This is a genomic window from Ruegeria sp. CDSC002 (assembly GCF_059610905.1).
This window is the reverse complement of the sequence record NZ_JBXWOM010000002.1, coordinates 240142-263204: the sequence shown is the minus strand read 5'-3', so window position 1 is coordinate 263204 and position 23063 is coordinate 240142. Positions and strand designations below refer to the sequence as shown.

Below are 23063 nucleotides of genomic sequence, written 5' to 3'. Positions count from 1 at the left end.
AATTCCGACAAAAATAATCAGATAAAGATCAAAGCCAGATGTGTTAGCATCCAGCACGGGGTTTCGAGGCGGTCTGCGGGCTTAGCGTATAGCTTGGTGAGAGCGCGCCACCGCCTCGGAAACGACACGCGCAACAGGAAATGACGATGGGTGACTCACTTGACGAAATCATGGCGCGGCACGAAGCGGCCACCGCTTGCGGGTGTTGCTGTGACGACGATTATTGCGCCTATGTCGACAAGTCCAAGGCAACCAAAGGCGACGGGGCCGCGCAACCGCTGCCGGCCAGCGCTGCGTGTCGACGCGGATCGGTCAGGTTTCTCAACGAAAACCCGCCAGCTTAACAGCCCCTGAAGGGGGGGGCTGTTTAGACCCTGATGCTCAGAAATCCACGCCGCGCTGGGCTTTGATTCCGGCTTGAAACGGATGCTTTTCCTCGGTCATCTCGGTGACCAGATCGGCATAGTCCCGCAACGCCTGAGGTGCGTCCCGACCCGTCAGGAACACGCTGGTCTTGTCAGACCGTTCTTTCAGCCCATCGATCACCTGTTCAACCGACAGGTATTCGTACCGAAGCGCGATGTTGATCTCGTCCAAAACGACTAGATCGTAGTCACCGCTGGACATGAGGGCGCGTGCCTTGTCAAAGGCGGCGTTTGCGGCGGCAATGTCGCGCTCACGATCCTGAGTGTCCCAGGTGAAACCTTCGCCCATCGTGTGCCATGTCACCAGATCGCGTTCTTCGAAAAAGCGACGTTCGCCGGTTTTCCACTTGCCTTTGATGAATTGAACAACGCCGACCTTCTGGCCCCAACCCAGCGCACGGATCACGACCCCGAACGCGGCCGAGGACTTACCCTTACCCTTGCCAGTGTTGATCAGCACCAGCCCGCGGTCCGGATCAACTGCCTCGGACACTTTCTTGCGGTGCTGGGCCTGCACCTTTTGCATCTTTTCCTTGTGGTCCTGTGCGTCGCTCATGGGAAACCCTCATCTTGTGTTGGGCACACCCTAGGGGAAGTTCTGCAAAGGTAAAGGTCAGGCTTTGGGATCCGTGACCGCGCGCGCCTTGCCGCGCTCCAAGCCCAGTTGATGTTCGCGCCAGATCACCACGACGTTCCCCACAATCACCAGCGCCGCTCCGGCCAGCATGACCAGCGTTGGCAGTTCACTGAACCAGACATAACCAATGACGATGGCAAACAGCATCGAGGTGTAATCATAGGGCGCCAGCATCGAAGCCTGCCCAAACCGATAGGACGAAGTCACCAGAATCTGCGCCACACCTCCGATCAGACCAGCCAGAATCAAAAAGCCTGCCTGTTCCCATGTGGGCATGACCCACCCCCAAAAGACGGTCAGCCCGGACAGGATGGTCGCCGTCATCGAGAAATAGAAGACAATGGCCGCAGGATGGTCGACCTGCACCAACTGCCGGATGTGGATCTGCACAAAGGCCCGGGCAACGGTCGCACCCAGAATACACAATGCGCCGAAGGTGGCAGCAGCTTCCATGTTGTTGCCACCCAGTCTGGGCCAGATCATGATCAGGACACCCAAAAGCCCGATGGACACGGCCGCGATTCTGATCTTACGGATGCGTTCGCCTAACATCACCGCGGCAAGGATCAGGGTGAAAATCGGGGTGGCATAGCCGATCGCCGTCGCTTCGGGCAGCGGGATCAAGCCAAGGCCGGTAAATGTAAGCCCCATCGCCGTGGTGCCCAACACGCCGCGCCAGAAATGACCCGAAGGTTTGCGGGCTTTGAACCCTTGCGCCAATTCTCCGCGCGCCATCAGCCAGATGACAATCACCGGAATGGCAAAAAGGGACCGGAAAAACACCATCTCGCCAGGTGGGAAGTGATCGGACTGCGCTTTGACAATCGCCGCCATGACCGTGAACAAAAACACCGCGCTCGTTTTCAGAGCGACGGCCAGCAAAGGTCGATGCGATGTTAAGGGTTTTGCCATCGGCGCGAACCTGCGCTTTTGGCGGGGAAAGATCAACGCGTCGTTTACAGATTCGTCCAATCGGTTGGCAGAGGGCTGCCGATCTCTTGCGCGAACTCTTCCAGAAAGCGGATCATGCGTGTGATTCTGCGCTGTGCGATCTCTTTGCCACCCTCGGTCAGCATATCGCCAGGAAGGCCCAGTAGTTTGACCTTCCAGTGGTCGATTGAAAAATGCAGGTCGTCCAGCGGGCGGTTGGCAGCAAAGGGATCTGCCGGATCATAAAGCGACCGTCCCAAAGCACCGGAAACCGAGAAATTCCGGGCAACTCCAATCGCGCCCAGTGCGTCCAGCCTGTCGGCATCGCGCAGAATGCAGGCTTCGGGCGTTTCCGGCGTGATATTGGCCGAAAAACTGTGTGCCTCGATTGCATGTTTGATTGCGTGGATCTGACCTGCAGAATAGCCCAAGTTTAGCAAAATAGACTCTGATTCTTCGGCCGATCGGCGCGATGCCAAATGGCGGTCTGGGTCGTCCTTGGACAAATTTACCAGATCATGCAGATAAGCGGCGGCCAGCAGCACCGGCATGTCAGTCTGGTCGTTTGCAATGGCCTGCGCGTTTACCCAGACCCGGTCCAGATGGGCCAGATCATGCGCCGGGTCGGTTTCCATACGCTGCGCAACGACGGCCCGCAGGCGCGTGCGCAGATCAGCCGATCCGTCCACGGTTCTCTCCGATCTGGCCGCGATGCAGCAGCAGGTGGTCGAGGATCACGCAAGCCATCATCGCCTCACCCACCGGAACGGCGCGGATGCCTACGCAGGGGTCGTGACGGCCTTTGGTGATGATCTCGGTCTCTTCACCGGATTTGGTGATGGTTTTGCGTGTGGTCAGAATGGATGAGGTAGGCTTGACAGCAAACCGCACAACAACGTCTTGTCCAGTCGAGATACCGCCCAAGATACCGCCCGCGTGGTTCGAGCTGTATTGCGGGCCGTTCTGGCCCATAAAAATCTCGTCCGCATTGGCTTCGCCCGTCAGTTCGGCAGCGGCCATGCCTTCGCCGATCTCGACACCTTTGACGGCGTTGATGGACATCATCGCAGCGGCCAAATCAGTGTCTAACTTGGCGTAAACCGGCGCACCGATGCCTGCTGGGACGCCACGGGCCACAACCTCGACAATCGCACCAACCGAGTTCCCGGACTTGCGCAATTCGTCCAGGTAGTTGGCCCAGTCTTCGGCGGCTTGTGCGTCCGGGGTCCAGAACGGGTTCTGTTCAATCTGGGACCAGTCGAAATTGCTCCGGTCAATCTTGTGCGGGCCGATTTGGGTCATGTATCCGGTGATCTGCACATTTGATGCGATCTGTTTGATCGCCTCACGCGCAAGCCCGCCTGCGGCCACACGCGACGCAGTTTCCCGGGCCGAGCTGCGCCCGCCGCCGCGATAATCGCGGATGCCGTACTTCTGCCAGTAGGTGATATCGGCGTGCCCTGGACGGAACTTGTCCATGATATCACCGTAGTCTTTCGAGCGCTGATCCGTGTTCTCGATCATCAGCTGCACCGGTGTGCCCGTGGTTTGCCCTTCGAACACGCCTGACAGGATTTTGACCTGATCTGCCTCGCGCCGCTGGGTGGTGAACTTGTTCTGACCCGGTTTGCGCTTGTCCAGCCATTGCTGAATCATCGCCTCGTCGATCGTAACACCCGGAGGGCAGCCATCGACGGTCGCACCCAATGCGGGCCCGTGGCTTTCACCCCAGGTGGTGACGCGGAAAAGGTGGCCAAAACTGTTCATCGACATGGGGCATGCTCCTTTGCGCGTCGTGATTAGCGGGCGAGGCCCTTGGCCTCAAGCGGATTTGCGGTTGGGGCAGGGGAACCCCAACCAGCTGTGCCTATGCGGCACGCGTAAACGACGCACGCGTTTGGGTGATCTTCAGGGCCGCCTGCGCAGCCTCGCGACCCTTTTCGACAAAATGCGCGCGGTAGATGGCATTGTGGTGATCGGTTTCCTGATACTGGTGCGGCGTCAGCGAGACTGACAGTACCGGAACGCCGGTGTCCATACTGGCGCGCATCAGCCCATCTACCACGGCCTGTGCGACAAAATCGTGCCGGTAAATGCCACCATCCACGACAAACGCCGCGCAGGCGACCGCGGCATAGCGCCCGGTTTGGGCCAGATCGCGGGCCAGCAGCGGCATCTCGAACGCGCCGGGGACGTCGAAAACGTCAACCTGTTCGGCGGGGACAAGCTCCAGAAACCCTTCGAGAGCCTGGTCAACGATATCGGAATGCCAGTTGGCTTTCACAAAAGCATAGCGGGTGTGTGTCATCATGATCTCCTTTCGCAACAGACACGTCACCCAAGGCGATCACGGGCAGGCGCAAGCCAGGACCGACGCGCTGCACGTTCTCTTTCATCCGGACTATAACCGTCGGCTCTGGCATCTCACCAGATCTGCTGACACCCCGCACACCGGGGCCGCTCGCGGGCTTACGGATCATCGCCCGCATACCGCCGGTGGGGAATTTCACCCCGCCCTGAGAACGGGCGGACCTTGCCAAGGTGCGGCCGGTTCTGCAAGAGATTTTGCAGGAGGACAGCCATGCATCCCAATCCAGCCTTTCGCGCGGAAGAGACCGAGCGCCATGTTGCCTTTGCGCGTGACCGCGCGTTCGGGGTTCTTGCGGTGTCGACGGATGAAGCGCCGTTGATTAGCCACGTGCCGTTTCTGCTGTCTGAGGATGGCACGCTGGCCGAGCTGCATCTTGTCAGATCCAATCCGATCGTCCGCATGCTGAAAGACCCTAAACCAGCCAGAATCGCTGTCACGGGGCCAGATGGTTACGTATCGCCGGATTGGTACGGGATCGACGATCAGGTTCCGACATGGAACTATGTCGCTGTGCATCTGATCGGTCAGTTAGAACAGCGCCCGCAAGAAGAGTTGCTGGACCTGCTAAATCGCCAGTCCGCCTTTTATGAGGCGCGTCTGCTGCCCAAATCCCCTTGGACTACCGGCAAGATGAGCAAGGACGCGTTGGATAAGATGATGCGTATGATTGTGCCGTTCGGGTTTCGCATTGACGACATTCAAGGCACCTGGAAGCTGAATCAAAACAAGCCCGATGCAGTCCGCCTGAGCGCGGCAGAACACATCGCAAACGACGGGATCGGGTCCGAGCTTGATGCTCTGCAAAAATTTATGAGAGGGTGAGGTTGGCGCACCAATTGACGGGTTTTGTTTTAAATTTGGTGCTGTAGAGTTCCGGCAATTCAGGGAGATCTCTTATGAAACTCTATTTCAGCCCCACTTCGCCCTATGTCCGTAAGGTTATGGTTTTGTTGCATGAAACAAACCAGTTGCAGGATGTCGAACTGCTGAATGTTGCAACGACGCCAATGTCCCCGGCCGAGCCGCTATTGGCCAAGGCTCCGCTGACAAAGGTGCCCGCGTTAGAGCGCCCCGATGGACCGACCCTGTTCGATAGCCGAGTTATCTGTGCGTTTCTGGACGCGCGCGGGCAGGCCGGTCTTTATCAGGACGGTGCCCGGCATTGGGATGTGCTGACGCTTGAGGCGCTGGCGGATGGTATTCTGGATGCGGCGTTGCTGATCACCTATGAGGCTCGGATGCGGCCCGAAGACAAGCAATGGGAGGGCTGGGCCGATGCGCAATGGGACAAGATAGAACGCGCCTGCGCCGCGTTGAACCAACGGTGGATGGCGCATCTGTCCGGACCGTTGGATATGGGGCAGGTCGCAGTGGCCTGCGCGCTGGGCTATGTCGATTTCCGCCACGATGCGCGTGGGTGGCGCAAGGGAAATGACGCGCTGGCCGCTTGGTACGAGAAGTTTGTCGAACGCCCCAGCATGGTCGCAACGCAACCGCCGGCCTGATCGGGGATCAATGCGCTGGTCGCTCTGACGGCAGAACGACCAGCGACAGACATCATTCGTTGAACGTCGCAAGATAGGCCGCGATGTCATCGGCGCCCTTTTTCAGTTTGACGCTCATGTTTGGGCGCGCGGTTTCGTCATCCAGATATTCCTGAATAAATGCGATCGGGTTTTTGGAATACGTGGCGATATTCTCTTGCGTCCAGACCAGCCCTTCCTGGCCCGCCCGGATCATGTCGTCGGTGAACATTCCGATGGGCAAACGCTCGCTTCCGTTCAGGTAATCTGACTCGGTTCCGGCGATGCGACCGACGACGCCGTAAAGATTCGGGCCAGTGATGCCGCCTTTGACCAGAACTTGGCCATCTTTGATGATTGCGTGGCAAGAAGAGCAGCGATTGTAGAGTTTTTCGCCTTTCGCCGGATCACCGGCCGCTATCGCCTGAAAGGGCACGGTCAGTGCGAGGATCAGGGTTGGTGCAAAGAGCTTTGACATGAGGGACGTCCTGCAGAGATTGGGATTTCCCGCCTTTCGATCATTTGCGTCCAAAGTTCAATCGAAATCAACCACGACTAAGCCTTTGTAAAATATCTATTTTTAACTCAGAATTTCTACATTTATTTACCTTGCAGAAGCGGCGCGTCTTGCTATGTCGGGTGTCACCGTGAATTCGAGCTTAAGTCAAAGGTATCGGTACATATAGGTCGTTGCGTGACGGGATTTTCCGTCCGGGTCGAATGCGAAATCGGGGATGACACCTGCCGGTTTGAACCCGACAGACCTGTAAAGGGATTCCGAGACGTCTCCGGTGCGCGTGTCTAGTGTGATGAGTGTCTTCCCGGCTTCTTGTGCGGAGTTCAGGGCCTCTTGCATCAGGGCCTTGCCCAAACCGCGACGTCTGGCATCAGGGTGAACGATCATCTTCGAGATTTCTGCCCGGTGGGGCTGATTTGGGGGCATGGCAAGCAACAGCTGGACCGTACCGATCATGCGACGCTGATAAAATGCGCCAAACAAGTGCCGCGCGCCTGTTTCAATGGCGGGTTTGACGTCAACCGTCCAGAATCGCGCGGCGCTGTCATGGTCGAGCGGCATCATGAAGCTGATCGCGGCACCGTCGGCAACGCTGTCAACAAGCGTGCGGCATAGATCTGTCAGATTGTTGTCGATATCCGTCGGGGTAAGGCGGAAGACGTTGGGTGTCTGAACGGTCATGACAATGCGATCACGTAAGTGCAGGGACTATGGGTCGTTTCAAATACGGTTTCGCCAAATAAAATATACCGCAGGCAATCCCCTTGTCGAAGGTCATAAGCTTTCCTCTCGACCGTGATTTCGATCTGCCCGGACAAGACATACAGGTGATGCTCTTGCCCCGGCACTGCGGGTGCATCATAGGCGATGCGCTGCCGCGCGGTCAGGGTTCCTTCGATCAATTCAACCGAAAGGTGCCCACTGGGCGGCGAAACGCTGCGACGTTGAAACGCGCGCCCACGATCCGTCCAGAACGGCTGGTCGTGCCGCCGGACGATCGGTTGGAAACTTTGCTCCAACGGGGTAAGTAGCTGAGAGATCGGTACTGCATAAACCGTTGCCAGACGGCTTAGCGTCTCGGCGGTCGGGCTGACTTCGTTTTTCTCGATCCGCGACAGGGTGGCGCGACTTAGACCGGTTCTTCCAGCCAAAGTATCGAGGGTCATGCCGTGCTGCTCTCGCAATCCGCGCAAATGCGTGGCCAGTTTGTCAGAGGTGGCTTCCATGGAATTTCTCATATACGGAAATATTCCCGAATATGACGAAAAGTTCAAGATGGGCGGATCGGCATTCTGTAAAACCTTTTGGGGCTGGGTCGGTTCTGCACCGTTCTATCCCGCCGAAGTGAATCGAATCACATTTGGAAAAGCCGGAGGACCGGAGTGTTTTTGCCAAAAAACAGGTCCGTATCTTGAAACTTTCACCCCTCGTTGTGACATGAATGCCCTGTTGTGGCGCACTGCGCGCCTATGACCGCTGGACGAACCGAATTCTCCCGGATAGATAGCCGCGATGAGACGCCGCTTTGATGCGGTGCTGATGCATGTTTGCTCGGGTTACCCCCGGGCGCCGGAATCGGAGAAAACCTCGTGTCCCACGCAGAAGACCACGAAGGCACCCGCAGAGATTTCCTCTACTACGTCGCAGGCGGCGCAGGTGTCGTCGCGACGGGTGCAGCCGTATGGCCCCTGATCAATCAAATGAACCCATCGGCAGACGTTCAGGCGCTGTCCTCGATCCGCGTGGATGTGAGCGGCGTTGAGCCAGGTACGCAGCTGACCGTGAAGTGGCTGGGTAAACCTGTGTTTGTTCGCCACCGCACCGGTGCTGAAATTCAAGAAGCGCAGGAACAGGACGCCGAAGGCGTTGATGCACTGCCTGATCCGCTGGCCCGCAACTTCAACCTGAACGCGGATGCTCCGGCAACCGACGCCAACCGCGTGATGCCGTCGCCCGAGGGCGAAGCGCCGGGCGCGTGGATTGTTCAGATGGGCGTATGTACGCACCTCGGCTGTGTGCCGCTGGGCGATGCTGGTGACTTTGGTGGCTGGTTCTGCCCCTGCCACGGATCGCACTACGATTTGGCCGGACGTATCCGCAAGGGTCCCGCACCTGAAAACCTGCCCGTTCCGCCCGCTGAGTGGACCGACGCCAGCACCATCAAACTCGGCTAAGGGAGACCCAAACTTATGTCCGGAATTCCCCACGATCATTACGAGCCGAAGACAAACGGCGAGAAGTGGCTGAACAGCCGCTTGCCCATCGTCGGCCTGATTTACGACACCATCATGATCCCCACCCCCAAGAACCTGAACTGGTGGTGGATCTGGGGCATCGTCTTGGCGTTCTGCCTGGCGTTGCAGATTGTCACCGGTATCGTTCTGGTGATGCACTACACCCCGCATGTCGATCTGGCCTTCGCCAGCATCGAGCACATCATGCGCAACGTGAATGGCGGCTATATGCTGCGCTACATTCACATGAATGGCGCGTCGCTGTTCTTTGTTGCGGTCTACATCCACATCTTCCGTGGCCTGTTCTACGGCTCATACAAAGCCCCGCGTGAGATCACGTGGATCATCGGTATGCTTATCTATCTGATGATGATGGGTACTGCCTTCATGGGCTATGTTCTGCCTTGGGGTCAGATGTCCTTCTGGGGTGCGACCGTGATCACCGGCCTGTTTGGCGCGATCCCTTTTGTGGGTGACGCGATCCAGACCTGGCTGCTGGGCGGACCCGCGGTGGACAATGCCACGCTGAACCGCTTCTTCTCGCTGCACTATCTGCTGCCGTTTGTTATCGCGGCTCTGGTCATCGTGCATATCTGGGCCTTCCACACCACCGGCAACAACAACCCTACTGGTGTTGAAGTTCGCCGCACGTCGAAAGCCGATGCCGAGAAAGACACCCTGCCATTCTGGCCGTACTTCGTGATCAAGGACCTGTTCGCACTGGCCGTGATCCTGGTCGTGTTCTGGGCCATCGTCGGCTACATGCCGAACTATCTGGGCCACCCGGACAACTACATCGAAGCCAACCCGCTGGTAACGCCTGCACACATCGTTCCCGAATGGTACTTCCTGCCATTCTACGCGATCTTGCGCGCCTTTACCGGTGAAGTCTGGGTTGTACAATTTGCCAGCTTCATCACCGGTGGCATCGTCGACGCCAAGTTCTTTGGTGTGATTGCGATGTTCGGTGCGATCCTGGCAATGGCGCTGGCGCCCTGGCTGGACACGTCGACCGTGCGTTCGGGCAAATACCGCCCGATGTTCAAGTGGTGGTTCTACCTGCTGATCATCGACTTCTTTGCCCTGATGTGGCTGGGTGCAATGCCCGCGGAAGAGCCCTATGCGACCTTCTCGCTGATCGCATCCGCCTACTGGTTCGCTTATTTCTTCGTGATCCTGCCGATCCTGGGTGTCATCGAAAAACCGCTGCCACAGCCAGAGACCATCGAAGAAGACTTCAACGCGCATTATGGCAAGGCTGACGCCGACGCCACGCCGGCCGAGTAAGAAGAGGGACCGGAAACATGTTCAAGAAACTTGCAATCGGTGCCGCGTTTGCTTTGGCCCTTACCCCTGCTGCGTCCTTCGCAGCAGGTGGGGGCGAGCAGCACATCGAAGACTTCCACTTCTCGTTTGAAGGCCCCTTTGGTACCTGGGATCAAAACCAGCTGCAGCGCGGCCTTCAGATCTATACCGAGGTCTGTGCAGCCTGCCACGGCCTGCGCTATGTGCCTCTGCGTGATCTCGAAGCGCTGGGCTATTCGGAAGAAGAAGTCATCGCCTATTCGGCAGAAAACTTCGAAGTGTTCGATCCCGAGCTGGACGATTTCCGTCCGGCCATCCCGACCGACCACTTCCCGGTCAATGACGGTGTTGGCGCACCGGACCTGAGCCTGATGGCCAAGGCCCGCGCTGGATTCCACGGGCCTTATGGTCTGGGGATCAATCAGTTCTTCAAAGGCATGGGGGGCGCGGAATACATCGCCTCGCTGCTGGACGGCTATACCGGTGAAGAAAAAGAAGAAGCAGGCACCATCCTGTATGAGAACAAGGCCTTCCCCGGAGGCTGGATCTCGATGGCACCGCCGCTGTCCGAAGATCAGGTTGAATTCGCCGATGGCCACCCGGCCACTGTCGAAGCCTTGTCCGAAGACATCGCAGCCTTCCTGATGTGGACGGCCGAGCCGAAGATGATGGAGCGCAAATACTCGGGCTTTGTCGGCGTGCTGTTCCTGTCGCTGTTGTCGGTGCTTCTGTACCTTGTGAACAAGCGCCTGTGGGCGGGTGTCAAAGGCAAGAAACGAGACTGAGTTTCACAGGCCCGAAATGTTTGAACCCCCGCGCCAACGGCTGCGGGGGTTTTTTTGTAGCAATCGGGTAGGGGGCCAGATGAAGGCCGGATCAGGCTTGTAGCTGCGTGCCGGTGACGCTTGTGATTGTTGCCTTCACGATTTGCCCTTCGGGCTGTGGTGCCTCAAAAGCGACCTCGGTGAATTGTTCGGTGCGGCCCATATGCGGGTTTTCCATCAGGATGTGATGAGTTTTGCCGATTTGGGTCTGCAGGTGTTTCGTGACCTGCGCGTTACCGGCCGCGCGCAGGCGGGCGGCACGGTCCTTGATGACGTTCCCATTCACCTGCTGCGGTATGCGGGCGGCTGGCGTGCCGTCGCGTTTGGAGTAAGGGAACACGTGCAACCAAGTCAAATCGCAATCGGTCACCAGTTTCAGCGAGTTTTCGAAATGATCATCCGTTTCGGTCGGGAAGCCAGCGATGATATCGGCGCCAAAGGTCATTTCGGGGCGCAGCTTGCGGGCTTCTTCGGTGAACCGGATGGCGTCATCGCGCAGATGGCGGCGTTTCATCCGTTTCAGGATCAGATCGTCGCCATGTTGCAGGGAAAGGTGCAAATGCGGCATCAGGCGCGGTTCGGTCGCGATGGCCTGCATCAGGTTCTCATCCACTTCGATCGAGTCGATCGAACTGATCCGCAGGCGTGGCAGGTCGGGCACCAGTTTCAGAATCCGCATGACCAGATCGCCCAGCTTGGGTTGCGCAGGCAGGTCGGCGCCCCAAGAGGTCAGGTCAACGCCGGTCAGTACGACCTCGTTATAACCCCGATCCACCAACCGCTTGATCTGATCCACAACAACGCCGGCAGGGACGCTGCGCGAGTTCCCACGGCCATAGGGGATAATGCAAAAAGTGCAGCGATGGTCACAGCCGTTTTGGACCTGAACATAGGCGCGTGAGCGGGTGCCAAAACCGTCGATCAGGTGGCCTGCGGTTTCGGTGACGGACATGATGTCATCGACCTGCACGGCCTCGGTCTGGCCAATAAAGTCCGCCGCCATGCCTTTCCAGGTCTCCGGCTGCATTTTCTCGGTATTGCCAATGACCGCGTCGACCTCATCCATTTGGGCAAAGGTGTCAGGCTCGGTCTGGGCCGCGCAGCCTGTCACGATCAGCCGCGCGTTAGGGTTTTCCCGCCGCAGCTTGCGAATCTCTTGCCGGGCTTTGCGCACCGCTTCTGCCGTGACGGCGCAGGTGTTCACGATCACCGCGTCGGTGAGCCCGGCCTGCGCTGACAGCTCTTTCATCGCCTCGGTCTCATAGGCGTTCAGGCGGCAGCCCAGGGTGGTGAACTTCGGCGCGCTCATTCCAGTGATTCCAGAAATTCCGGTGTCAGTGTGCCCGAGAAGACGTGGCGGGTTGGTCCGGTCATCCAGACGCCATCGTCGCGCCAGTCGATCCAGATCGTCCCGCCATCCAGTTCAATTTGCACTTTGCGTCCGGTCAGGCCGCGACGCGCAGCAGCAATGGCTGTGGCGCATGAGGATGATCCCGAAGCCAGGGTGATGCCCACGCCACGCTCCCACACGCGCATGCGGATGTGGTCCGGTCCAATGATTTGTGCCACTTGGACATTCGTACGCTCAGGATAGAGTGGATGGTGCTCGTAACGCGAACCGAACTCGGTCAGAGGGATAGCCTCGGCATCATCAACAAAAAAGGTGCAATGCGGATTGCCCATCCCGGTGGCCGTCGGCGCTCCCTCGATGGGCAGTTCCAGCGTGTCGACCTCCTCAGACAACGGAACCTCGTTCCAGTTTAGTTGGGGGTGTCCCATATTCACTGAGGTCAGGCCGTCCCCGGCGTCCTTTGCGTAAAGAGTGCCGCGTTCGGTCGTCAGTGTCAGGTCGGATCTATCCGATTCCTGCATCAGGAAACGGGCGATGCAACGGGTGGCATTTCCACATGCTGCCGAGGTAGATCCATCTGAATTGTAGAACACCAGATGCGCATCCGACCTGCCGTTTTCGATCACGGCAAGCTGATCGAAACCTACGCCGAATTGACGGTGCCCGATTCCCCGCGCAAGTGCCGGACTAATCCGCGTTGCAGACGCGCGCGCGTCCACAATGACAAAGTCATTGCCCAGCCCGTGCATCTTCATGAAGGGCAAACCAGTGTTCTGTAATCCTTGCATGGCGCGCATATAACCCTGCGCCTGAAAGGAATCCACCCTGCGACGCAGATTCCTTTAAAAAGGGGGTTGACCCCCCAGCGCCACCTGCCTAATTAGGCCGCCTATCGGGTCGCCGGAAACACTGATTACTTTGGCGAAACGAGGTGCAAATAAGGTCTTGAACCCGGTCGGGAAAATGACTTAAAGAGCGCCACGGATCGACAAGATCCAACAAAAGAGTGGGCCGTTAGCTCAGTTGGTAGAGCAACTGACTTTTAATCAGTGGGTCGCAGGTTCGAATCCTGCACGGCTCACCACTTTTTTCAAAGGGTTAGCAAGAATAGGCGAGATTTTCTCACGCCTACAGCAACCACCTAGCAACCACGCGGCATAGATTGACGTAGAAATGGGTGGAAAACCGTTTCGTTGAACGCGTGGATTTTCTCTTTTGGCGAGGCCGTAAGACGTTGCTAATATGATGTTTTTTGACATTATGAAGAGTTTTTGGTACACTGACTATGTACAGAGCGGCAAATGACTGTCGCGTGCAACTTTCAAATGAGCACAGAAAACTAGAATGGCTACGCCCAAAAAGCGAAGCTGTACCCGCCTGTACGTCCTCACAGCAATCAAAAATCTCAAACGCACAGGAGCTTTCCATGACGGACAGCAAAATCTCGTCGCATGTCAAATTGACCGCCGACATGTCTCCCACTCAGAAGAACCAAGTTTTAAACGATCACTTCCGAAAAACAGGGGAAGGCGGCATTGTCATGATTTCAATGGGGATACATCTTCTTGGAAGAGCCACCGTTGACGCGATCATGAAACAGCTTGCCGGGGATGCGGGTGACAAAAGTGTAGAAGCTGGCGGCGAACATGATGCCGGTTCAATAAAGGTGAACAATCGGACGGTGGATTGGGAGATCAACTACTACAACAAAGACCTTGATGATGAATCCCCGGATTCGACCGATCCACAACAGACAACAAGGTATTTGACACTTTTGCTGTCCACGGAATATTGAGTTTTCCGGCCAGTTCTCCAAGGAGAACTGGCTTTTGTCGTTTTGAGGTTTGCAAAAGCCCACCTCCCAATAACTCTACTGAGCTCAAAAAAGTTTTGGTCTCAAGAATTTTCCGAAAGAAAGATTGATACTCAAGAGGCATAAGGTGGGAGCAATTGCGAAGTTTCCATTTGGTTGAACAGCGCCTAACGGCTTAGGAGAATGTTTACCAAGGTCTCTGTATACATCGGTGGAGCAATGTAGGCGAAAGTATAGTCTAGGTCATACAAGTTAAAGTACCGGGCTGCCTTGTTGCTTAAGCTGAGTGTCTCAATCGTACGAGATAGTCTCAGCAAGACGCCAAGACAGGAGACGAAATTGAACCCAGAAATGGGACTAGAGGAAATTTGCCGGACTAAACCCAGAGGAGCCGTCGCATCGGCGTTTTTGTCTGAGAAGCAAACTGCATCCTATCTAAATATGTCTGTGCAGTGGCTTAGGAAGTGCCGAGCAAATGGTAGCGGCCCGGATTGGAAGAAATTTGGCCAAGCTATCCGTTATCCCATCGCCGATCTTGAAAACTACATCGCTCAATCAAGCCGCCAGTTTACCGGGCAGGATGTCGAAGGGACTGACCAATGTGTCGCCACTTCGAGAGATTGGAAATCTAGCTCTGGAACCAAGGTACGGTTCTAACGCCTGATCCGTTTAGCTTGTAAAGCTTGCAAACAGCAAAGTTGTAGAAGTGTCGGCGAGAGGCCGGCCAGAGCATTGACTAAGTCCTTTGCTCTGGTCGGTAGCCACCAAATCAAACAGTCCAGTCTCAGCGCAGAACTAAACGGTTGCCTTTGTAACCGATGGCTCCGGTGTGGCTGCAATTCAAAGAGGGCATCCAAAGATGCGACCTGAGAAAAGAAAGAAAAAACCTAAATCTGATCCCAAGCGGACAACCAAGAAACAGCGCACAAAGAAGGAAAAAAGCAGTCATGCTTGTAAGGCAACGAAGAACACTGAAAAACAGTCTAAACAGTGGGATAGACTATCTAAACAGAGAGTTTCTACACAAGATATCAATACCTCACCCCCTAAACTCAGCCTAAAAAACAAAGTTACACGCTTCGACGATGACCGGGCTCACAGCAAAGAAATCCACAGAGAAATTTGCGACAAGTACAGCGAAACTGTTTTCAGTTCTTACGAGAAGCGCAGGTTTGTAAAAAATGATATTTCAGACTTTGATGCGCTGTTGGGCCGCAACGGCCTCTACGCAGATCACACGCCAGCCAGTGACCTTGAGCTTCGGAAACGGTTTGGAGAACTGACGATTGATCAACTCCATAAACTCTATCTCCGAGCCAAGAAAGATCCGCTCCTGAAGGTGTATTGGATAACCTTTGTTGATGAAGCACATATGGTCAACGAGAGGCACGGCACGTTTCACGTATTCAAATTTAAGCAGAAGGTTCAGTCAGCAATCCGCAAGTACACGTCTATGGATGCCCTTGGCGTTCTCGAAGCTCAGGCGATGAAGAACTATCCCAAAGACCAGAAAGGGAAGTTCTTTTCTCTACATGCTCACGCCCTCTGCTGGGGATACGATACTAGTGACCCCAAGGCACTCATGGATCATGCCAAGGGCTTCAAAAGCAACATCACAAAACTGCCGATACTCTCCAAAACGGCAACCGTTCTTGAAGGCAGTTTCAGCAAACTTGGACGGTACATGACTAAACCACCCTACCTAGGTAAAGAGGTTGATTACCGCAAATTTGGAACAGGCGAACCCTGTCTGTTCTCTGCGAGGGAGTTGAACAAACACCATGATTTTCGGCTGTTTGAGTATTGTGCAAAGGTGCCGATGGAGCAGACGATCTTTGGCGTGCGTAACGGCACCAAGCTCAGAAACAAAATTGTCTCGGGCCTTAAGAAATGGCAATCACAGAGAGAAGGCACCGAAGTCAAACTTGGACACCGGATCAACACTGTGTTCAAGCTTTTCTTCGCAGATAACAAGAGGTTTAAAAACTACCGGCCGTTTAAGGTTAAATGGTCAAAGCCCACAAAACGTAAGCGATAGGATATCTAGGCGGGATGTTACTCCCGCCTCTTTTGATGTAGATACTACACGAAATCAATCGTTCGAGCGTTGCGCAGCTAAGGTTAGCAGGAAGCCCAACGGCAAGCACGACGAACATCTGCACGGGCATTAGCATCTAAGCAAGATAAGCTGTCAGATTTCCTAAACCAGTTCCTTCGATGTGAGGTTGTAGGCTATCGTTTCGGCTTGACCGTCCGGTAGAACACTTCTGAATCCGCCATCGCAGAATTCATCGTGGATTGCGAGTGCGTTTAGAAGCACTGGGCGCCAGTGGTTGCGATAGAACGCTCGGGTTTCTACGGAAGCTTGCTTCTGAAGATAGTGCTTGACCCCAGCGCTACCACCGAGTTCCGCAGCCATATGTACGCCGGTCGTGTAGGCGACAAGAATGCTGTTCACGTCTTTCTGAAACCTACTATTCAGCGATAGAACTTCCATTTGAAATTTAAGTTTGGCGAGAAGCGGAGCGGCTAGCTCAGCATTTTCGTCGATTGAATACTCCGTGATCAGCCCATCATTCTCAATAAAGACTTCGACCTGAAGAAACTGAACATCAGGCACTAAGTCGAAGTATGCGTGTATGAAATTACCAGAATGGTCATCAAGCTTGGCTTTATTGCAGGCCTCGCATAGTGGAACCAAGTTCCATGAATAGATCGAAAGGGGTTCGAAGACTGATAAAGGAAGATGGTGGTCAAGCACCACTGGAGGATCCAAACCACAGATCGGACAGAGATTGACATTCTCAAATGCTGCTTCTCGTATGTGGGGAATTTTGCCACTTTTATACGTCTGAGGATAGGCATGCTTGATGGCACCTTTGAGGCCAGGAGCAAGATCTGGCCCTTTCAAGGCATCGGAAGGCGCCCCTAGAGTCTGATCGTACAGGTCATAAATGGTAAGAATAGCATCGATCTCAGAACGTGTTGGATCATAGCCTAGCACCTCACCCTTATGTTTGTAGGTGTGAAGCACAGTTTCGAGATCTTCTCTTGCGGTTATTTTTGACGGACGTGGCAGGTTCTTCATTTTTGTTTGTTACGTCCTGCGAGCTTAGAAAGTACGTAACCTCGCGCTTGGCCACTCAAAGCCGGCGTGAAAAGTTCGTCGATTGCTTCAAGGCTCAAGTCGCCATCGACCAGAAGGTCAAGCACCTCGTGGAAGTCGGTTGATGATGCCACAAGGCCAAAAATATCATATGTTAGGAGTCCGACGTTTTCGCCGAAAGTCTCAAGCTTAGGTTGCCTGAAATGGAGGGCGTCACCGGCTCGCGATACGATGCGCACGTGACGAGCAAGGGTCTCTTGTACGACAACTGGTGAATGGGTCGCCACGATGCAGAAGGCATTGACCTCTTCAAGGATGATTCTGATCGCTTGCATAAGGGCGGCGATGAGTGGCGGATGAAGATGCATTTCTGGCTCATCGAATAGGACCAATGACTTTCGTGCGGCGCGCGCAGTAAGTGACGCAACCACGTGCAGTGCAATCTTATGGCCAGTACTCCAACTCATGAACGAGCTCATCGGCTCATTCATAATAAATTCTGCTTCACCCCCTTCGCCGCGCTGAGCAAAAGACGGTTCAGACAGCAACGGTTCAAGCGCGGCGCGAAACAGCACGCGACGCCCGCCATTGTTGATCATTGTGACGTAGCGTTCGAACTCAGAGGCGAGTGCTTCAATCGACTTTAGTCGTGTGATCGCTTGAGGTGCGGATGTTGGGGCAGTGGCGCTTATGACACCGTTTTCGCGTTCTTCGGCTTCGGCGGAGATATCGCGGAGACCACAATAGGCAAACCGGCCCTGACCCGCTGCTATGTCTTTGGCGACCTGAACACGGTCCCGCCCATCAAGCCCCGGAACATCAAAGCTGTCGAAGGCACTGTAGGAGATCGTGATAATGCGAGAGAAATTAATTTCGGGAGGATCAAACACGCCAAGGTCTCGTATCGTCTTTTGTTCGCGAGCTGATCCGGACGCAAAAGCAACATGAGAGAGCCGTGAAAGTAGCGTGCTTTTTCCTGAGCCGTTTCGCCCGATCAAAGCTACGACACGTTGAGGCAATAGCACCTCTTTCTCACTCGGGCCAAGCTTTCTCATTTCTTGGTAGTAATTCGGGACGGTCGGCGCGGAGAAATTCAGGGGTAGCACGTCCGAAGAATCATTTGGCGTGAACGAGAATGGTGTTTCAAGATTGGCGAGTTTGGAGAAGTCTTTATTGTGGACGGCGGTCGCATCATCAAGGAAGCGATCCCATCGTGAATTGTCTCGGAAGAGTGACTTTCGCCAACCAAGCTCGTTTTGAAATTCTGGAATGAGAGTTGGATTGGCCACTACATCGCGGAGCGCTATCAGAATCTCGTTTCGGTCACGAGCGTCGATAGTTGAAAGCCGCTCGTAGTAATCGAGATCGGCACCCACTGAACACCATTGATCATCGAGGCGTTCAAATGGCTCATTAATCTGAAGGGGATCCAGTTCTTTTTGGCTCAGCTTCAGGATCTTTACGCCACCAACATAAAGAAGATCCGGGCTGGTTGTAGGCTGATAATATAGGCCGTAGGTTGTTTTGAAACGGTAATCATCCCAGTTGTCCTGCTGCAATCCCACCTGGCCCGTGATTGTGTTAAGTCCGCTTCTAGAGTGCGGATATATACTGAACTTCATAGACTTTCTCTTATTGGCAACTTGGCAAGATCGTCAGAACACAGATTAAAAGGCAGCTATGCTTAAACCTGCGGCTGCTTGCCAAAATAAACGTTATAGTTGTTGTCAGATGAGTAAAAGGAGCAAAACAACTTTCAAGAAACGCCGTGGGCACAAGTATTTAAGCAGTGTCCAAACTAGTGGCTGGATCGGTGTTTCTAGCAAGCGCCGCGTCATACTGGGTATATGGCAAATGGCTCTAATCGCTCAAACGCGCGGTGCGGGGCACGCCGCAACTGTGTCGAATGTAGCGTTTGGGCTGCCTGCAGTCTTTGTCCCCCAATCTGCAAAAGGACGCTTAGTCCTTAACTAGAGCCTATGTGTCCGGGTTGAAGAATGACCGAATCTGTAATGCGCAGAAAACCACATCTTTTGGTCGCCATTTGCGCGGTGTTCACGCGCCATGACATTGTAACGAAAGTGCTAACCTTAGTTTGCAGCGAACCCGTGTCGAGTGGCGCTCTAGCGCGCAGAGCATCGCCGTTCGGTTTTCCTACGTAATGTTGGTACTGGCGATAACTCCGAATGAAAGTGCTGCGTTCTAGCGCCAGATTGCTTCTACGGGTGCCGTATGAGGAATGTTGAGGCGCCGCGCAAGCACGTAGCGAAAGTTGGAGGATAACTATTCTCGCTGTGCGAACTAAGGGCCGCAATGCACTAAGGGCCGCAATGCACAGATAGCGCACCTCGCAAAGTTGTACGGGCGGCCCAAAGCCAACACTCCAGAGGTCACAATAATGTTGGGCCAGCAGCCCAAAAAGTGATCATCCGACGGCTGCGCACTTCCCTGAATGTTTGGCTCGGTTTTCTTTGCCCAAACCGCAAGAATTGCGCGACGGAAAATTTTCTAAAGTTGTGGAAAAACCCTACTACACAACCTTGACAGGGGCATTGACAATCTCCAGTTGGTGATAAGAACAAAACAGGAATTATTTCATTGACTATTAACATTACCAAACAAGCTGAAACCTATTTGGAAGCGCTAGCCAAGTCTTTGGAGATTCCCCCTACGCGATACGAACAAGCTGAAAAAAGTTACAAATCTCTCGGCGATTGGCTACATCGTGAAGACTCCACTGTGGGTCGTTTAGAACCTGAGGTTTACGTGCAAGGGTCTTTTCGGCTCGGCACCGTCATAAAGCCACAATCACAAGATGAGGAATATGACATCGATTGTGTTTGTTCAGTGACCTCTCTTTCGAAAACTGAACTCACACAACATGACTTAAAAGAGCTGGTTGGCGACGAGATCAAACTTTACCGAAAATCGAAAGGAATAAAAAAGGAAGTGACGCCCAAACGGCGTTGTTGGCGTTTGGAATATTCTGATGATGCGCAATTCCACATGGATATAATTCCTAGCGTTCCAAATGGTTCTGATCAGCGCCGTTTCCTAGAAGAACGCAATCTGGACGCTCATTTCGCCGACACAGCAATAGCTATTACCGATAATGAGGTGCTTCCAGCCTACTTTGAAACAACAAGCGACTGGCCGCGCTCAAATCCCCGCGGCTACGCTGAGTGGTTCAAACGACGGATGGGTGATGAGTTCACGCGAAGACGGCAAATCTTGCTAGAAGAGATGCGTGCTGAAGGCGTGCAGGCTAGTGTCGAGGATATTCCGACATACCGGGTACGAACGCCGCTGCAAGCAGCCATTATGATTCTAAAGCGGCATCGTGACACTATGTTCGCAGACGACATGACGGATGCACCGATTTCAATCATTATCACCACGCTTTCTGCGCACGCGTATAGTACGGAAACGACCATTGGCACCGCTTTGTTGGCGATTCTTACTCGGATGGAGGATGGAATAGAGTTTGAAGATGGCAAGTTCATTGTAAGAAACCCGACCGACTCGACCGAAAACTTTGCTGACAAATGGGAGGACCATCCTGAGCGCGCGAAGGCGTTTAAAACCTGGCTGACACAAGCGCGTGAAGACTTTTCAGCGGCGGCCCGTTTGGCTGAGCATAGGAGAATGTCCAGCATTCTTGCAGACCGGTTGGGCCACGATTTAACTAATGCGGCAAGTGACGAAGCAATGAAGCTCGCAAGATCCGGAGGTTTGCTTCGGCCCGCAACAGCGGTGGCTGCTGGGGGAGCGCCACAAGTTTCGTTTTCAGACACACCACGCACCCCCAAGAAACCGGATGGATTTGCATGACTTGGTGGCTGCTTCACAGCTCTCGTTTAGCACTGGAGAAAGCACGCATAGCCGAGCTTGAAGCGGCGGTTGATTGGCTTGAGCTGAAAAGCTGGCGGGCAACGCCGGACCTGCTGATGTGTGTAGAATTCCAAATCGTTCACGGTCAAAAGACGTTTGATTTGGCAATGGAATATCCCGGCGTGTTTCCAGACGCACCACCGATGATCCGAACTAGCGACGGTTCACAGATTTCAAATCACCAGTATGGCCCGGAAGGCGAGTTGTGTCTGGAACACAGGCCCGACAACTGGCTTCCGAGCATCACAGGTGCCGACATGGTGACCAGTTGCCAAAGGCTCTTGGCGGAAGAAAATCCAGAAGACGGTGAAAGAGTCCACGCCAGATCAGCACACGTAGCTTCGACAGGGCGTGACTTTAGGAGCAAGCATCTTCGTTTTCTGACCACATCGGCAGACATTGCAGCTCTCGACGATTTGCCAGCATCGTCATCTCAAATACTTGCGCTTCGTGATCGATTTGCAGGGTCAGTTCTCATCGCATCAATTATTCGACTGGGAGAGAAAGAAGCCTCAAGATATGAGACTGATCTCATCTTACCTAAGGCTGTTCGAGAAGAAAACGGATTTGCAGTGCGAGTTCCATCAACAGGTATGATTGGTGCCAACTCACAGGAGACGCTGCATGAGGCGCTAGCCAACGCCGGATTGGATGATCTCTCCAGCACGTTGATGGGCTCGGGCAACGACACTCATCTATTGATCGGCGACGCCGGAAACTGGGAGCTATATTGGATATATGGCGAACCCAACAGACGGAATGTCATGCTCTACAAGACGATGAGTGTGCCAGAAGATGCACCGCGAATTCCTTCCGACTATTGTAGATTCGTAGATTTCAAAGTCGGTATCGTAGGGTGTGGGTCTCTTGGCTCCAAAATCGCGGCAAGTTTGTGCCGTTCCGGGATCGGTGCGTTTCTGCTCATCGATGAAGACATATTTTTCCCGCAAAACGTGGTCCGAAACGAACTTACTCTAAGTGATACGGGTGCGCACAAAGCTGTTTCCCTTAGGAACCGTCTCCTCGAGATTAATCCGTCGTGTGATATCACAGCATTGCGTATGCAACTTGGAGGGCAAGAAAGCGCTGCATCGATGGCTGGAGCCTTAGAAGGGCTGGGGTCTTGCGACTTATTGATTGACGCCACTGGAGAGCCTGTGGCGTTCAACATGGTTTCTTCAGTTGCGACCCGACAAAAGAAACCCATGGTTTGGGCAGAAGTTTTCGCCGGGGGTATTGGTGGATTTGTTGCTCGTGCTCGACCAGATACTGACCCTGTGCCGCTAGAGGCAAGGAAGCAAATAGAGATTTGGTGCGAGGAACAAGGTGTTGATTGGATCAGACCCGAAGATGAAGGACGGTATGTCGGTCAAGATCAAGAAGGACGTCCACTAATAGCAGATGATGCCGAAGTGGGCGTCGTAGCTGGTCATGCTGCTCGTTTTGCCTCCGACATCTTGGCTCGTTTAGAGGCTAGTATCTTCCCTGTTTCAGCCTACGTAATCGGCTTTTCATCCGAGTGGTTGTTTGAGCAGCCATTTGATACCAGACCCATAGATTTGACCCCAGAAGGCCAATGGGGGGCCACTTCCGACCAACTCTCAGCAGACGAAATGTTGAAATTGCTGCAGGAGCATTTGCCTCCCAAGGAAGATGCCGGTGCAACTCTTTCTGCCGAATAGCGTTATTCGCAAACTGAAATCTCACCTGCGGCGCGCTGGTCGCAGAGAGATTGGAGGAATGCTAATGGCGGAAGAAGTTGGAAACCAAGCATTCAGGCTAGTTGAATTCTCCGTTGACGCAGTATCAGGTTCTGCCACTCGTTTTACACGTCACGCTGAAGTGCATGATCAAAATCTATCGGAGTTTTTTGACAAAACTGGCACGGACTACCAACGCTTCAATTATTTGGGTGAGTGGCATTCGCACCCTAGTTTTAGTGTTCAACCCAGCTTGCAAGACTTGCGAGCAATGCAGGATTTGGTTGATGGTTCCGGTGGCGTCGATTTTGCAGTTCTATTGATTGTTAGACTGCGGTGGTTCTGGAGATTTGATTGCAGCGCTCATTTGTTTGTCAATGGCTATCGCCCATCACCTGTTGAAGTAGTCCAGGAGGCGTAATCATTAACCCTAGAG

The 23063-nt window shown here is 54.3% G+C and carries 24 protein-coding genes, 1 tRNA gene and 1 riboswitch; of the genes, 13 read left to right on the top strand and 12 right to left on the bottom strand.

Going from position 1 to position 23063, the window contains the following annotated elements; translation table 11 throughout:
• Positions 1-146: 146 nt before the first annotated feature.
• Entirely contained in the window at positions 147-344 is a 198-nt protein-coding gene (locus AC2FJE_RS05345; protein ID WP_496755443.1) for a hypothetical protein, read from the top strand.
• Positions 345-381: 37 nt separating this feature from the next.
• Here AC2FJE_RS05345 and cobO read toward each other — a convergent pair whose 3' ends face one another.
• The 5 genes from cobO to AC2FJE_RS05320 form a co-directional block, all read right to left on the bottom strand.
• Positions 382-981 (bottom strand): cob(I)yrinic acid a,c-diamide adenosyltransferase, encoded by a 600-nt coding sequence (cobO, locus tag AC2FJE_RS05340; RefSeq protein WP_496721281.1) that lies wholly within the window; start codon positions 979-981, stop codon positions 382-384.
• A 57-nt stretch (positions 982-1038) separates the two neighbouring features.
• Complete coding sequence (locus AC2FJE_RS05335) at positions 1039-1974, bottom strand: DMT family transporter (protein WP_496755442.1); 936 nt, start codon at positions 1972-1974, stop codon at positions 1039-1041.
• 44 nt (positions 1975-2018) lie between these two features.
• Positions 2019-2681, bottom strand: coding sequence for an HD domain-containing protein (locus AC2FJE_RS05330; protein ID WP_496755441.1), 663 nt, complete (start codon positions 2679-2681; stop codon positions 2019-2021).
• Complete coding sequence (aroC, locus tag AC2FJE_RS05325; RefSeq protein ID WP_496755440.1) at positions 2665-3765, bottom strand: chorismate synthase; 1101 nt, start codon at positions 3763-3765, stop codon at positions 2665-2667. Before aroC ends, AC2FJE_RS05330 begins: the two co-directional genes overlap by 17 nt.
• 94 nt (positions 3766-3859) lie before the next feature.
• Positions 3860-4300, bottom strand: a complete 441-nt coding sequence (locus AC2FJE_RS05320) for a 6,7-dimethyl-8-ribityllumazine synthase (RefSeq protein ID WP_496755439.1) — start codon at positions 4298-4300, stop codon at positions 3860-3862.
• A gap of 72 nt (positions 4301-4372) precedes the next feature.
• A riboswitch (FMN riboswitch) is annotated at positions 4373-4520 on the bottom strand.
• A gap of 53 nt (positions 4521-4573) precedes the next feature.
• Here AC2FJE_RS05320 and AC2FJE_RS05315 point away from each other — a divergent pair.
• Positions 4574-5185 carry an FMN-binding negative transcriptional regulator gene (locus AC2FJE_RS05315; protein WP_108860623.1) on the top strand — a complete coding sequence of 204 codons (612 nt, stop codon included), beginning with the start codon at positions 4574-4576 and terminating at the stop codon, positions 5183-5185.
• Between the two features lie 74 nt (positions 5186-5259).
• A complete protein-coding gene (locus AC2FJE_RS05310; protein ID WP_108860624.1) occupies positions 5260-5868 on the top strand; it encodes a glutathione S-transferase in 609 nt (202 codons plus the stop codon).
• 52 nt (positions 5869-5920) lie between these two features.
• Here AC2FJE_RS05310 and AC2FJE_RS05305 read toward each other — a convergent pair whose 3' ends face one another.
• The 3 genes from AC2FJE_RS05305 to AC2FJE_RS05295 all read right to left on the bottom strand — a co-directional run bounded on the left by AC2FJE_RS05305 (position 5921) and on the right by AC2FJE_RS05295 (position 7629).
• Positions 5921-6364: a c-type cytochrome gene (locus AC2FJE_RS05305; protein WP_108860625.1), complete on the bottom strand. Its 444-nt coding sequence runs from the start codon at positions 6362-6364 to the stop codon at positions 5921-5923.
• Positions 6365-6550: 186 nt separating this feature from the next.
• Complete coding sequence (locus AC2FJE_RS05300) at positions 6551-7084, bottom strand: GNAT family N-acetyltransferase (RefSeq protein ID WP_496755438.1); 534 nt, start codon at positions 7082-7084, stop codon at positions 6551-6553.
• Positions 7081-7629, bottom strand: a complete 549-nt coding sequence (locus AC2FJE_RS05295) for a helix-turn-helix domain-containing protein (protein ID WP_496755437.1) — start codon at positions 7627-7629, stop codon at positions 7081-7083. Before AC2FJE_RS05295 ends, AC2FJE_RS05300 begins: the two co-directional genes overlap by 4 nt.
• Here AC2FJE_RS05295 and AC2FJE_RS05290 point away from each other — a divergent pair.
• The 4 genes from AC2FJE_RS05290 to AC2FJE_RS05275 all read left to right on the top strand — a co-directional run bounded on the left by AC2FJE_RS05290 (position 7628) and on the right by AC2FJE_RS05275 (position 10727).
• Complete coding sequence (locus AC2FJE_RS05290; RefSeq protein WP_496760726.1) at positions 7628-7876, top strand: hypothetical protein; 249 nt, start codon at positions 7628-7630, stop codon at positions 7874-7876. The two genes, AC2FJE_RS05295 and AC2FJE_RS05290, sit on opposite strands and share 2 nt — an antisense overlap.
• Before the next feature lie 116 nt (positions 7877-7992).
• Positions 7993-8577 (top strand): ubiquinol-cytochrome c reductase iron-sulfur subunit, encoded by a 585-nt coding sequence (gene petA / locus AC2FJE_RS05285; RefSeq protein ID WP_058279154.1) that lies wholly within the window; start codon positions 7993-7995, stop codon positions 8575-8577.
• A gap of 15 nt (positions 8578-8592) precedes the next feature.
• On the top strand, positions 8593-9924 hold the full coding sequence (gene petB / locus AC2FJE_RS05280) for a cytochrome b (protein WP_108860628.1): 1332 nt from the start codon (positions 8593-8595) through the stop codon (positions 9922-9924).
• 17 nt (positions 9925-9941) lie between these two features.
• Positions 9942-10727 carry a cytochrome c1 gene (locus AC2FJE_RS05275; RefSeq protein ID WP_058272709.1) on the top strand — a complete coding sequence of 262 codons (786 nt, stop codon included), beginning with the start codon at positions 9942-9944 and terminating at the stop codon, positions 10725-10727.
• A 91-nt stretch (positions 10728-10818) separates the two neighbouring features.
• On the opposite strand, the gene mtaB is transcribed toward AC2FJE_RS05275, so the two are convergent.
• A complete protein-coding gene (gene mtaB, locus AC2FJE_RS05270) occupies positions 10819-12075 on the bottom strand; it encodes a tRNA (N(6)-L-threonylcarbamoyladenosine(37)-C(2))-methylthiotransferase MtaB (protein ID WP_496755435.1) in 1257 nt (418 codons plus the stop codon).
• Positions 12072-12914, bottom strand: coding sequence for a diaminopimelate epimerase (gene dapF / locus AC2FJE_RS05265; protein ID WP_496755533.1), 843 nt, complete (start codon positions 12912-12914; stop codon positions 12072-12074). The genes mtaB and dapF overlap by 4 nt, the downstream gene beginning before the upstream one ends.
• A 211-nt stretch (positions 12915-13125) precedes the next feature.
• Between dapF and AC2FJE_RS05260 the strand changes: the two genes are divergently transcribed.
• The 3 genes from AC2FJE_RS05260 to AC2FJE_RS05250 all read left to right on the top strand — a co-directional run bounded on the left by AC2FJE_RS05260 (position 13126) and on the right by AC2FJE_RS05250 (position 15968).
• Positions 13126-13201: transfer RNA gene (locus tag AC2FJE_RS05260), tRNA-Lys, on the top strand.
• Positions 13202-13543: 342 nt separating this feature from the next.
• Positions 13544-13912, top strand: a complete 369-nt coding sequence (locus tag AC2FJE_RS05255; protein WP_496760725.1) for a DUF3768 domain-containing protein — start codon at positions 13544-13546, stop codon at positions 13910-13912.
• 877 nt (positions 13913-14789) lie between these two features.
• Positions 14790-15968 carry a hypothetical protein gene (locus AC2FJE_RS05250; RefSeq protein WP_496760724.1) on the top strand — a complete coding sequence of 393 codons (1179 nt, stop codon included), beginning with the start codon at positions 14790-14792 and terminating at the stop codon, positions 15966-15968.
• Positions 15969-16130: 162 nt separating this feature from the next.
• Here the strand turns inward: AC2FJE_RS05250 and AC2FJE_RS05245 are convergent, their stop codons facing one another.
• A complete protein-coding gene (locus AC2FJE_RS05245) occupies positions 16131-17018 on the bottom strand; it encodes an HNH endonuclease (RefSeq protein ID WP_496760723.1) in 888 nt (295 codons plus the stop codon).
• Complete coding sequence (locus AC2FJE_RS05240) at positions 17015-18658, bottom strand: AAA family ATPase (protein WP_496760722.1); 1644 nt, start codon at positions 18656-18658, stop codon at positions 17015-17017. The genes AC2FJE_RS05245 and AC2FJE_RS05240 overlap by 4 nt, the downstream gene beginning before the upstream one ends.
• Before the next feature lie 976 nt (positions 18659-19634).
• On the opposite strand from AC2FJE_RS05240, the gene AC2FJE_RS05235 reads away from it, so the two are divergent.
• The 3 genes from AC2FJE_RS05235 to AC2FJE_RS05225 are packed head-to-tail and all read left to right on the top strand — an operon-like array spanning position 19635 to position 23048.
• The gene (locus AC2FJE_RS05235; RefSeq protein ID WP_496760721.1) at positions 19635-20867 is read left to right on the top strand and encodes a cyclic GMP-AMP synthase DncV-like nucleotidyltransferase; all 1233 of its coding nucleotides are present in this window, start codon (positions 19635-19637) and stop codon (positions 20865-20867) included.
• Complete coding sequence (locus AC2FJE_RS05230) at positions 20864-22609, top strand: ThiF family adenylyltransferase (protein ID WP_496760720.1); 1746 nt, start codon at positions 20864-20866, stop codon at positions 22607-22609. Before AC2FJE_RS05235 ends, AC2FJE_RS05230 begins: the two co-directional genes overlap by 4 nt.
• Positions 22581-23048, top strand: coding sequence for a Mov34/MPN/PAD-1 family protein (locus tag AC2FJE_RS05225; RefSeq protein ID WP_496760719.1), 468 nt, complete (start codon positions 22581-22583; stop codon positions 23046-23048). The genes AC2FJE_RS05230 and AC2FJE_RS05225 overlap by 29 nt, the downstream gene beginning before the upstream one ends.
• The last annotated feature ends 15 nt before the right edge of the window (positions 23049-23063 follow it).

What these genes read in the sequence shown, in the direction of transcription:
- AC2FJE_RS05345 (WP_496755443.1), top strand. Translation starts at nt 147, where the DNA reads ATGGGTGACTCACTTGACGAAATCATGGCGCGGCACGAAGCGGCCACC.
- cobO (WP_496721281.1), bottom strand. Translation starts at nt 981, where the DNA reads ATGAGCGACGCACAGGACCACAAGGAAAAGATGCAAAAGGTGCAGGCC.
- AC2FJE_RS05335 (WP_496755442.1), bottom strand. Translation starts at nt 1,974, where the DNA reads ATGGCAAAACCCTTAACATCGCATCGACCTTTGCTGGCCGTCGCTCTG.
- aroC (WP_496755440.1), bottom strand. Translation starts at nt 3,765, where the DNA reads ATGTCGATGAACAGTTTTGGCCACCTTTTCCGCGTCACCACCTGGGGT.
- AC2FJE_RS05320 (WP_496755439.1), bottom strand. Translation starts at nt 4,300, where the DNA reads ATGACACACACCCGCTATGCTTTTGTGAAAGCCAACTGGCATTCCGAT.
- AC2FJE_RS05315 (WP_108860623.1), top strand. Translation starts at nt 4,574, where the DNA reads ATGCATCCCAATCCAGCCTTTCGCGCGGAAGAGACCGAGCGCCATGTT.
- AC2FJE_RS05310 (WP_108860624.1), top strand. Translation starts at nt 5,260, where the DNA reads ATGAAACTCTATTTCAGCCCCACTTCGCCCTATGTCCGTAAGGTTATG.
- AC2FJE_RS05305 (WP_108860625.1), bottom strand. Translation starts at nt 6,364, where the DNA reads ATGTCAAAGCTCTTTGCACCAACCCTGATCCTCGCACTGACCGTGCCC.
- AC2FJE_RS05300 (WP_496755438.1), bottom strand. Translation starts at nt 7,084, where the DNA reads ATGACCGTTCAGACACCCAACGTCTTCCGCCTTACCCCGACGGATATC.
- AC2FJE_RS05290 (WP_496760726.1), top strand. Translation starts at nt 7,628, where the DNA reads ATGGAATTTCTCATATACGGAAATATTCCCGAATATGACGAAAAGTTC.
- AC2FJE_RS05295 (WP_496755437.1), bottom strand. Translation starts at nt 7,629, where the DNA reads ATGGAAGCCACCTCTGACAAACTGGCCACGCATTTGCGCGGATTGCGA.
- petB (WP_108860628.1), top strand. Translation starts at nt 8,593, where the DNA reads ATGTCCGGAATTCCCCACGATCATTACGAGCCGAAGACAAACGGCGAG.
- AC2FJE_RS05275 (WP_058272709.1), top strand. Translation starts at nt 9,942, where the DNA reads ATGTTCAAGAAACTTGCAATCGGTGCCGCGTTTGCTTTGGCCCTTACC.
- mtaB (WP_496755435.1), bottom strand. Translation starts at nt 12,075, where the DNA reads ATGAGCGCGCCGAAGTTCACCACCCTGGGCTGCCGCCTGAACGCCTAT.
- dapF (WP_496755533.1), bottom strand. Translation starts at nt 12,914, where the DNA reads ATGCGCGCCATGCAAGGATTACAGAACACTGGTTTGCCCTTCATGAAG.
- AC2FJE_RS05255 (WP_496760725.1), top strand. Translation starts at nt 13,544, where the DNA reads ATGACGGACAGCAAAATCTCGTCGCATGTCAAATTGACCGCCGACATG.
- AC2FJE_RS05250 (WP_496760724.1), top strand. Translation starts at nt 14,790, where the DNA reads ATGCGACCTGAGAAAAGAAAGAAAAAACCTAAATCTGATCCCAAGCGG.
- AC2FJE_RS05245 (WP_496760723.1), bottom strand. Translation starts at nt 17,018, where the DNA reads ATGAAGAACCTGCCACGTCCGTCAAAAATAACCGCAAGAGAAGATCTC.
- AC2FJE_RS05240 (WP_496760722.1), bottom strand. Translation starts at nt 18,658, where the DNA reads ATGAAGTTCAGTATATATCCGCACTCTAGAAGCGGACTTAACACAATC.
- AC2FJE_RS05230 (WP_496760720.1), top strand. Translation starts at nt 20,864, where the DNA reads ATGACTTGGTGGCTGCTTCACAGCTCTCGTTTAGCACTGGAGAAAGCA.
- AC2FJE_RS05225 (WP_496760719.1), top strand. Translation starts at nt 22,581, where the DNA reads ATGCCGGTGCAACTCTTTCTGCCGAATAGCGTTATTCGCAAACTGAAA.